This is a genomic window from Hydrogenophaga sp. GW823-FHT04C09, assembly GCF_058796355.1.
This window is the reverse complement of the sequence record NZ_JBXAIO010000007.1, coordinates 298,579-305,827: the sequence shown is the minus strand read 5'-3', so window position 1 is coordinate 305,827 and position 7,249 is coordinate 298,579. Positions and strand designations below refer to the sequence as shown.

Annotated in this window: 7 protein-coding genes, 3 tRNA genes and 1 pseudogene; all 11 read right to left on the bottom strand. The window is 68.4% G+C overall.

The features are described 5' to 3' along the window. Window positions 1-74 (bottom strand): annotated as a pseudogene (locus tag AC1Q9M_RS20130) (GTP-binding protein); the annotation flags it as partial. 55 nt (window positions 75-129) lie between these two features. After that, window positions 130-204 (bottom strand) — tRNA-Thr (locus tag AC1Q9M_RS20125). A gap of 75 nt (window positions 205-279) precedes the next feature. Continuing rightward, window positions 280-353 (bottom strand) — tRNA-Gly (locus AC1Q9M_RS20120). Between the two features lie 75 nt (window positions 354-428). After that, window positions 429-514, bottom strand: a tRNA-Tyr gene (locus AC1Q9M_RS20115). A 67-nt stretch (window positions 515-581) separates the two neighbouring features. Next, window positions 582-1,313 (bottom strand): uracil-DNA glycosylase, encoded by a 732-nt coding sequence (locus tag AC1Q9M_RS20110; RefSeq protein ID WP_382322946.1) that lies wholly within the window; start codon window positions 1,311-1,313, stop codon window positions 582-584. Window positions 1,314-1,320: 7 nt separating this feature from the next. Continuing rightward, the gene (gene trpC, locus AC1Q9M_RS20105) at window positions 1,321-2,121 is read right to left on the bottom strand and encodes an indole-3-glycerol phosphate synthase TrpC (RefSeq protein WP_382162674.1); all 801 of its coding nucleotides are present in this window, start codon (window positions 2,119-2,121) and stop codon (window positions 1,321-1,323) included. 14 nt (window positions 2,122-2,135) lie between these two features. Continuing rightward, window positions 2,136-3,185: an anthranilate phosphoribosyltransferase gene (gene trpD / locus AC1Q9M_RS20100; protein WP_382162676.1), complete on the bottom strand. Its 1,050-nt coding sequence runs from the start codon at window positions 3,183-3,185 to the stop codon at window positions 2,136-2,138. A 20-nt stretch (window positions 3,186-3,205) separates the two neighbouring features. Beyond that, window positions 3,206-3,844 (bottom strand): LysE family translocator, encoded by a 639-nt coding sequence (locus AC1Q9M_RS20095; protein ID WP_492435395.1) that lies wholly within the window; start codon window positions 3,842-3,844, stop codon window positions 3,206-3,208. A 13-nt stretch (window positions 3,845-3,857) separates the two neighbouring features. Next, the gene (locus AC1Q9M_RS20090; protein WP_492435393.1) at window positions 3,858-5,015 is read right to left on the bottom strand and encodes a GntG family PLP-dependent aldolase; all 1,158 of its coding nucleotides are present in this window, start codon (window positions 5,013-5,015) and stop codon (window positions 3,858-3,860) included. Beyond that, entirely contained in the window at window positions 5,012-5,602 is a 591-nt protein-coding gene (locus tag AC1Q9M_RS20085) for an anthranilate synthase component II (RefSeq protein ID WP_382162681.1), read from the bottom strand. The genes AC1Q9M_RS20090 and AC1Q9M_RS20085 overlap by 4 nt, the downstream gene beginning before the upstream one ends. After that, window positions 5,599-7,113, bottom strand: a complete 1,515-nt coding sequence (trpE, locus tag AC1Q9M_RS20080; RefSeq protein WP_382322941.1) for an anthranilate synthase component I — start codon at window positions 7,111-7,113, stop codon at window positions 5,599-5,601. The genes AC1Q9M_RS20085 and trpE overlap by 4 nt, the downstream gene beginning before the upstream one ends. Window positions 7,114-7,249 lie beyond the last annotated feature (136 nt).

Genomic DNA, 7,249 nt, shown 5'->3' with positions numbered 1-7,249 from the left:
TTGCCATGGTCCACGTGACCAATCGTGCCCACGTTCACGTGCGGCTTGGTCCGCTCAAATTTCTCTTTTGCCATTTTTCAGCTCCAAAATCAAAATTGCCGAAACACCAGAACAATGCAGGAATATCACTGGTGCCCATGGCGGGAATCGGACCCGCGACCTCTCCCTTACCAAGGGAGTGCTCTACCACTGAGCCACATGGGCAAAGGCACCCGGCGGACCGGACACCCCTGAAAACTCAAACGCCTGTCAAAAACACATCCAACCACCGACGGGACATGGAGCGGGAGACGGGAATCGAACCCGCGTCATCAGCTTGGAAGGCTGGGGTTCTACCATTGAACTACTCCCGCCTGACCTAACCGGCACCACACGGCACCGACCCTCTGGGCGAAACATCCCATTTGCTAACACGTCACATCGATCGCTGGTGGAGGAGGCTGGATTCGAACCAGCGTACGCGTAAGCGGGCAGATTTACAGTCTGCTGCCTTTAACCACTCGGCCACCCCTCCATAGCGCAGCCCGCGATTATGCCATGGATTTGTGGCACTTGGCGCCCGCTCCCCGCTGCCCATTCCGTCACCAGGCGATCGGCGCCCGGCCCTGCCCGGCCAGCCAGGCGTTGGCCTGCCCGAAATGGCCGCAGCCGACGAACGGTACGGGGCCGCGCCGGGCCGACAGCGGCGACGGGTGGTTGGCGCTGAGCACGAGATGGCGCCGGGCGTCGATCAAAGGCGTCTTTTTCTGGGCATGGGCGCCCCAGAGCAGAAACACCTTGGGGTCGCCGGTGTGGCCGCAGTGCTGGATGACGGCGTCGGTCAAGGCTTCCCAGCCCCGGCCGGCATGGCTGGCGGGCTGGCCGTCCTCCACCGTCAGGCCGGTGTTGAGCAGCAGGACACCCTGCCGGGCCCAGCGCACCAGCGAGCCGTCGGCTGGCACAGGCGTACCCAGATCGCGCTGCAGCTCCTGGAACATGTTGCGCAGGCTGGGCGGAGTCTTGACGCCGGGCGCCACGGAAAAGGCCAACCCTTCAGCCTGTCCGGGGCCGTGGTACGGGTCCTGGCCCAGGATGACCACGCGAACCGCCTCGGGGGCACTGAGTTCAAGGGCCCGCAGCGGCCTGGGCGGGTAGACCACCGCCCCCTGCGCCAGCCGCTCGGCCAGAAAGTCCTGCAACCCGCGCCCCGGGGACGAGGCCCAGAAATGGTCCACCAGACCGGCCCAACCCGGCTGCACCGGCCAGTCGGCCGGCTGGGCCGACAACAGATGGGGGGTCACCGCGGGCCCGTCCCAGTCGAAACCGGCTTGCATCGCCACCTCAGTTGAACAGCTCGGCCAGCGCCAGCCCGGGCTCGGGCGCGCGCATGAAAGCCTCGCCCACCAGGAAGGCGTTGACCCCCGCCGCGCGCATGGTCTGCACGTCGGCGCGGCCCAGGATGCCCGATTCGGTGATCAGCAGGCGGTCGGCCGGCACATCGGGCAGCATGTCCAGCGTGGTCCGCAGCGTCACCTCGAAGGTGCGCAGGTTGCGGTTGTTGATGCCGACCAGGCAGGTCTTGAGCCGCAGCGCGCGCTCCAGTTCGGCGCGGTCGTGCACCTCGACCAGCACGGCCATGTTCAGGCCCAGGGCCACGGCCTCGAGCTCGGCCATGCGGGCGTCGTCCAGGCAGGCGGCGATCAGCAGGATGGCGTCGGCGCCCATGGCGCGGGCCTCATAGACCTGGTAGGGGTCGACCATGAAGTCCTTGCGCAGCACGGGCAGGTCGCAGCTGGCGCGGGCCTGCTTGAGGAAATCGGGGCTGCCCTGGAAGAACTGGCGGTCGGTCAGCACCGACAGGCAGGCCGCGCTCACCTGGCCATCGCCTTCGGCGTAGCTTTGCGCGATGTCGGCGGGAATGAAGTCTTCGCGCAACACGCCCTTGCTCGGGCTGGCCTTCTTGACCTCGGCGATCACGGCCGCCTGGCCGGCGGCGATCTTGGCGCGCAGCGCGCCCTCGAAATCGCGCGTGAGCACGCGGCTCTCGGCATCGAAACGCACCGCATCCAGCGGCTTCTTGCGCTGGGCGGCGGCGATTTCCTCGTGCTTGACGGCCACGATCTTCTGCAGGATGTCGCTCATGACGGTGTTCCGGATCAGGCCACGAAGGCCTTGAGTTGTTCGAGTTTGGCCAGCGCCGCGCCGGCGGCGAGCGTGCGCCGCGCCAGTGCGATGCCTTCGCCCATGTCGGCGACCACGTTGGCCGCGTACAGCGCCACACCGGCGTTGAGCGCCACGATCTCGCTGGCGGCCTTGAAGGCCGGGTCGTCGCGGCCTTCGAGCACCCCCATCAGCATCTGGCGCGAGGCCTCGGGCGTTTCCACCCGCAGCGCGCGGCTGCTGGCCATGGTCATGCCGAAGTCCTCGGGGTGGATTTCGTATTCGGTGATCTCACCGTTCTTGAGTTCGCCGACCAGCGTGGCGGCGCCGAGCGAGACCTCGTCCATGCCGTCGCGCCCGTACACCACCACGGCGTGTTCGGCGCCCAGGCGCTGCAGCGCGCGCACCTGGATGCCCACCAGATCGGGGTGGAACACGCCCATGAGGATGTTGGGGGCCGAGGCCGGGTTGGTCAGCGGCCCCAGGATGTTGAAGATGGTCTTGATGCCGAGCTCGCGCCGCACCGGGGCCACGTTCTTCATGGCGGGGTGGTGGTTGGGCGCGAACATGAAGCCCACGCCGACCTGTTCGATGCAGCGCGCGATGGCCTCGGGCGGCAGGTTGATGTTGACGCCCAGGCTCTCCAGCACGTCGGCGCTGCCACTCTTGCTCGAGACGCTGCGCCCACCGTGTTTGCTCACGCGCGCGCCGGCCGCGGCGGCCACGAACATGGAACAGGTGGAGATGTTGAAGGTGTGCGAGCCGTCGCCGCCGGTGCCCACGATGTCGACCAGGTGGGTCTTGTCGGCCACGTGCACCTTGGTGGAGAACTCGCGCATCACCTGCGCGGCGGCGGTGATCTCACCGATGGTTTCCTTCTTCACGCGCAGGCCGGTGATGAAGGCGGCCATCATGACCGGCGACATCTCGCCGCTCATGATCAGGCGCATGAGGTGCAGCATCTCGTCGTGGAAGATCTCGCGGTGTTCGATGGTGCGCTGCAGCGCTTCCTGCGGGGTGATCTTGTGTGCGGAGGTGGGTGACATGAAGGTCTCCAAGGGTCTCTTTACGGGGCGGGATGGTCGGTCAAGGCCAGTTTCAGGCCGAAGCCGATGAAGAGCACGCCGGCGGCGCGGTCGAGCCAGTGCATGGCGCGGCGCACCAATTGCACGCGGTTCGCGGCCCAGGCCGCGAGCCAGGCGTAGCCCAGGGTCACGGGCAGGGCATTGAAGCTGAACAGCACGCCCAGGGCCAGGAAGGCCAGGGTCTTGTGGCTGGCGTCGGGCGCGATGAACTGCGGCAGGAAGGCCAGGAAGAACAGCGCCACCTTGGGGTTGAGCACGTTGGTGAGGAAGCCGCGGCGGAACACGCGGCCCAGGTCCGGCTCGGCGGGGGCGGCGTCGGGCGCCCAGCCCGGGGTGGACGCGCGCAGCAGGCGCACGCCCATCCACAGCAGGTAGGCCGCGCCGACGAACTTGACGACCGTGAACGCCATGGCCGAGGCCGCCAGCAGGGCGCCCAGGCCGACGGTGGCGATCGCCACATGCACGAAGCAGCCCGCGAAGATGCCGAGCGCGGCCACCATGCCGGCGCGCACGCCGCCGCGCAGCGAGTTGCTCACGATGTAGAGCACGTCCGGGCCGGGCGTGAGGTTGAGCAGCCAGCCGGCCACGATGAAGAGCAGGAGTTGCGGCCAATCGGGCATGGGACGCTCCGGCTCAGTAGACGGCGGTGCCGGCGGCGCGCGCGGCGGGCGCGGTGCCGCCCTGCGCGAAGAAGGCCCGGGTGCTCGCGATCGCGCGGTCGATGCCGGCCGTGTCCACGTCGAGGTGTGTCACGAAACGCAGCCCGATCAGGCCGGTGGCGAGCACGCCATCCTTCGCGAGGTGGGCCAGCAGGTCGGGCCCACGCCCGCCGGCCACATCGACGAACACGATGTTGGTCTGCGCGGAGCGCACGCTCAAGCCCTCGATGCCGGCCAGGCCCTGGGCCAGGCGCAGCGCGAGCGCATGGTCGTCGGCCAGGCGGCGCACGTGGTGGTCCAGCGCGTGGTGCGCGGCGGCCGCCAGCAGGCCCGACTGGCGCAGCCCGCCGCCCAGCATCTTGCGCCAGCGCAGCGCGCGGCGGATCAGGTCTTCCGAGCCGCACAGGGCCGAACCCACGGGCGCGCCCAGGCCCTTGCTGAAGCAGACCGACACGCTGTCGAAGCGGTCGACGATGCCGCGCACCGCCTGGTAAGGGTCGCCCCCACGCTCCCCCACTGCGTGTGGGTCGCTGCCCCCCGAGGGGGCTGCCTCGGCTTGGAGCGGTCCTGCGCCGAGGCGAGGGTCACCACCGGCCGCCACCGCCGCGTTGAACACGCGCGCGCCATCCAAGTGCACCGCCAGCCCGTGCTCGCGCGCCAACGCCGTGGCGCCGTCGAGGTAGTCGGCCGGCATGGGGTGGCCGTTCCAGGTGTTCTCCAGGCACAGCAGGCGCGTGCGGGCGAAGTGCGGGTCGTCGGGCTTGATGGCGGCGGCGATGTCGGCCAGCTGCATCTGCCCGCTGGCGTTCTGCGCCAGCGGCTGCGGCTGGATGCTGCCCAGCACCGCCGCGCCACCACCTTCGTAGCGGTAGGTGTGGGCGTTCTGGCCCACCAGGTACTCGTCGCCGCGCTCGCAGTGCGCCAGCATCGCGCACAGGTTGCTCTGCGTGCCGCTGGGCATGAAGAGCGCGGCCTGCTTGCCGGTGATGGCGGCGATGCGCTCCTGCAACGCCTGCACCGAGGGGTCGTCGCCGAACACGTCGTCGCCCAGGGGCGCGGCCATCATGGCCTCGCGCATGGCGGCGGTGGGTTGGGTGACGGTGTCGCTGCGCAAGTCGACGGTGGTGTTCATGCCTGCTCCAGGAAGTTCTTGAGCATGGCGTGGCCGTGCTCGGTGAGGATGCTCTCGGGGTGGAACTGCACGCCTTCGATGGCCAGTGTCTTGTGTTTCACGCCCATGATCTCGCCATCCGGCGTCCAGGCCGTGACCTCGAGGCAATCGGGGCAGCTCGCGCGCTCGATGGCCAGCGAGTGGTAGCGGTTCACGGTGAACTGCTCGGGCAGGTTCGCGAACACGCCCTGGCGCGTGGTGGTGATCGGCGAGGTCTTGCCGTGCATCAGCTCCTGCGCGCGAACGATCTTGCCGCCGAAGGCCGCGCCGATGCTCTGGTGCCCCAGGCACACACCGAGGATGGGCAGCTTGCCCGCGAAGTGCTGGATCGCCGCGACCGAAATGCCGGCCTCGGCGGGCGAACACGGCCCTGGCGAAATCACCAGGCGATCCAGTTGCCCGGCGGCCAGGCGCGCATCGATCTCCTCCAGCGTGATCTCGTCGTTGCGGAACACGCTGACCTCGGCACCGAGTTCGCCGAAGTACTGCACGATGTTGTAGGTGAACGAGTCGTAGTTGTCGACCATGAGCAAGCGGATCGGCTTCATTCCAGGCCCTCCTCGACCAGTTCGGCGGCGCGCAGCAGCGCGCGCGCCTTGTGTTCGGTTTCCCTCCACTCCATCTCGGGCACCGAGTCGGCCACCACGCCGGCCGCGGCCTGCACGTAGAGCGTCTGGTCCTTGATGATGCCGGTGCGGATCGCGATGGCCACGTCCATGTCGCCGGCGTAACTCAGGTAGCCGCAGGCGCCGCCGTAGATGCCGCGCTTGGTCGGCTCGAGCTGGTCGATCAGCTCCATGGCATGCACCTTGGGCGCGCCGGTGAGCGTGCCGGCCGGGAAGGTGGCCTTGAGCACGTCCATGCTGCCCACGGGCTGGCCGTCCGGACCCTCCACCAGGATGCCCTCGACGTTGCTCACGATGTGCATCACGTGGCTGTAGCGCTCCACCGCGAAGGCCTCGGTCACCTTCACGCTGCCGGTCTTGGCGATGCGACCGATGTCGTTGCGCGCCAGGTCGATCAGCATCACATGCTCGGCGCGTTCCTTGGGGTCGTTGACCAACTCGGTCTCGGTGGCTTTGTCCTGCTCGGGCGTGGCGCCGCGCGGGCGCGTGCCCGCCAGCGGGCGGATGGTGATTTTCTGGCCCTCGGGCGTGTGCTCCTGGCGCACCAGAATTTCCGGCGAAGCCCCCACCACGTGGAAATCCCCGAAGTGGTAGTAATACATATAGGGAGACGGGTTGAGCGAGCGCAGCGCGCGGTACAGGCTCAGCGGCGACTCGGTGTAGCGCTTCTTGATGCGCTGGCCCACCTGCACCTGCATGAAGTCACCGGCGGCGATGAGCTCCTTGGCGCGCTCGACCGCCGCGAGGTAGTCGGCCTTGGCGAAGTCGCGCTCGGCCGGGTAGCTCTGACTGGGCTTGACCACCGGCGCGCTCACCGAGTACTTCAGCGCCTCGCGCAGTTCGCGCAGCCGCTTCTTGGCGTTGGCGTAGGCCTCGGGCTGGGCCGGATCGGCGTACACGATGAGGTAGAGCTTGCCCGAGAGGTTGTCGATCACCGCCAGTTCTTCGCACTGCAGCAGCAGGATGTCGGGGCAGCCCAGGGTGTCGGGCGGGCAGCTGTTCTCCAGCTTCTTCTCGATGTGGCGCACCGCGTCGTAGCCGAAGTAGCCGGCCAGGCCGCCGCAGAAGCGCGGCAGACCGGGGCGCAGAGCGACCTTGAAGCGCTTCTGGTAAGCGGCGATGAAGTCCAGCGGGTTGCCGTGCGCGGTCTCGACGACAGCGCCGTCGCGCACCACCTCGGTCTTGGCCTCGGCGCCGAAGCCGCTGGCGCGCAGCAGGGTGCGCGCGGGCAGGCCGATGAAGCTGTAGCGCCCGAAGCGCTCACCGCCCACCACCGATTCGAGCAGGAAGCTGTGTCTGCCGTCACCGCGCCCGTGCGCGAGTTTGAGGTAGAGCGAGAGCGGGGTTTCGAGGTCGGCGAAGGCCTCGGCCATCAGCGGGATGCGGTTGTAGCCCTGCTGGGCCAGGCTCTTGAATTCGAGTTCCGTGATCATGTTCGTTCTTTCCATCGGCCACACGCCGGGTCATCGTCGACGCATCGGGTGGGGCTGGGGTCCATGCCATCCGGGGAAACATCCGCCGGGTTCGGGGTGGGGTGACAGTGGCGGCGTGGAACGCGCGCGGACTGTG

Bases quoted from the DNA above. Each gene is read 5' to 3' on its own strand.
- AC1Q9M_RS20110 (WP_382322946.1), bottom strand. From the start codon at position 1,313: ATGCAAGCCGGTTTCGACTGGGACGGGCCCGCGGTGACCCCCCATCTG.
- trpC (WP_382162674.1), bottom strand. From the start codon at position 2,121: ATGAGCGACATCCTGCAGAAGATCGTGGCCGTCAAGCACGAGGAAATC.
- trpD (WP_382162676.1), bottom strand. From the start codon at position 3,185: ATGTCACCCACCTCCGCACACAAGATCACCCCGCAGGAAGCGCTGCAG.
- AC1Q9M_RS20095 (WP_492435395.1), bottom strand. From the start codon at position 3,844: ATGCCCGATTGGCCGCAACTCCTGCTCTTCATCGTGGCCGGCTGGCTG.
- AC1Q9M_RS20090 (WP_492435393.1), bottom strand. From the start codon at position 5,015: ATGAACACCACCGTCGACTTGCGCAGCGACACCGTCACCCAACCCACC.
- AC1Q9M_RS20085 (WP_382162681.1), bottom strand. From the start codon at position 5,602: ATGAAGCCGATCCGCTTGCTCATGGTCGACAACTACGACTCGTTCACC.
- trpE (WP_382322941.1), bottom strand. From the start codon at position 7,113: ATGATCACGGAACTCGAATTCAAGAGCCTGGCCCAGCAGGGCTACAAC.